Origin of the sequence: Streptomyces sp. WM6386 (assembly GCF_000972385.1) — a bacterium.
Classification (GTDB): Bacteria; Actinomycetota; Actinomycetes; order Streptomycetales; family Streptomycetaceae; genus Streptomyces.
Map to the genome: position 1 here is coordinate 1 of NZ_JXTE01000177.1, position 1,643 is coordinate 1,643.

The 1,643-nt window shown below is 70.7% G+C and carries 1 protein-coding gene; it reads left to right on the top strand.

Annotated features, from left to right (window positions below; all coding sequences use genetic code 11):
- Positions 1-52: 52 nt before the first annotated feature.
- A partial coding sequence (locus TN53_RS40480) for a class I adenylate-forming enzyme family protein (RefSeq protein ID WP_052745410.1) occupies positions 53-1,643 on the top strand: 1,591 nt, incomplete at its 3' end.

The window sequence follows — 1,643 nt, forward strand, 5'->3', positions numbered from 1 at the left end:
ATCGCCAACCTGCTCGTCATCCGCTGAACCCCCCAGGAAGGCAAGGCAGAGCATGAAGAAGACCCCACGCCCCAAGAACCTGGGTGCGTTGTTCGAGTACTACGCCGACGCGAACACGCCCACCTGGCACCTCGACCGCCCCTACGACATCGCCCCCGAGGGCGGCCGGGAGTACGACGTCGCCGCACTGGCCCGCCTGGTCGCCGACATGTCGGGACGCCTGCACGCGGCCGGTCTGCGCCGCGGCGACCACCTGGCCATCATCAAGGAGAACCACCACGACGTGGTGCTGCTCGCCGCGGCCGCCGCCCGGATCGGCGCGCTGCCCGCGATGATCTCCTCCTCCAACGCCCCCGACGTGCACGCCAAGATCATGGAGCGCTTCCAGCCGAAGGTGCTCGTCGCCTCCGGCTCGGTGCTCGGCGCGGCCGCCGCCCAGGACGTACGGCTGACCGGCCCGGGCTGCCAGGTCATCGCCATCGACGGCGACCCCACCCTCGCCGACGGCGGGATCAGCCTGGCCTCGCTCGCCGGCGCCGACATCCCGGCGATGAACCTGCGCCCGGACCACGAGCCGATGATCTGCACCCACACCTCCGGCACCACCGGTGTGCCGAAGCTGGTCGTGCACTCCCCGAACACCCTCCTCGGCGTGCTCACCAAGCTGGAGACGATGCCGCTGCCGGGCCTGTCCATCCGGCCCGACGACGTCTTCGCCTCCTGCATCGCCTTCGTCCACGGCCGCGCCATCACCTGGACCTTCGCCCAGCTGGCCCGCCCGCCGAAGAAGGTCGTCATTCTCGGCGGCAACGAGCCCGACCTGGTCGCCGAGATGCTCAGCGAGCACCGGCCGACCGTGCTGGAGGCCTGCCCGAACATCTTCCAGCGCTGGGAGCACCTCACCGAGACACACCGTGCCGCGTTCAGCCGCGTCCGGTTCTTCGTCAACACCTTCGACGCGATCCACCCGCCCACCGTGCGGGCGTTCATGGACGCCTCCGACCAGCGCCGGCCGGTGTGGGGACAGGTGTGGGGGCAGAGCGAGACCGGACCGGTCGCCATGGCCGTCTACTCCCGCAAGCAGATCCGCAAGAACGAGGGGGCGCTCGACCCCGTCACCAACGTCGTCGGCCGCCCGATCCCCTTCATCACCCAGGTCAGGATCGTCGACCCCGACACCCGCAAGCGGGTTCCGGCCGGCGAGGCCGGTGTGGTCCTGGTCAAGACCAAGGGGCGCTGCCTCACCTACCTCGGTGAGGACGACCGGGCCCAGGAGAAGGACTGGGACGGCTGGTGGAACACCGGCGACCTCGGGGTGAAGTCGCGCACCGGTGCGCTGCGCCTCCAGGACCGCGAGGTCGACCTGATCCCCGGCACCAGCTCCATCGCCCTGGAGTCGATCCTGCTGGAGCGCATCCGGCGAGCCACCGAGGTGATCGTCCTGGGCGACCCCGAGGGCGGCAGGCCCGTCCCGGTGCTCAGCCTGTCCGAGGGCGAGCTGAGCGAGGCGGAGTGGCAGGAGGCCACCCCCGACCTGCACGGGGCCGAGGGCCCGACCCTCGAGAAACACCCCGCCAGCCATGGCTTCCTCAAGCGGGTGCGCCGCGAGATCGACCTGATGTACCCGGACACGGTGCTGCTGG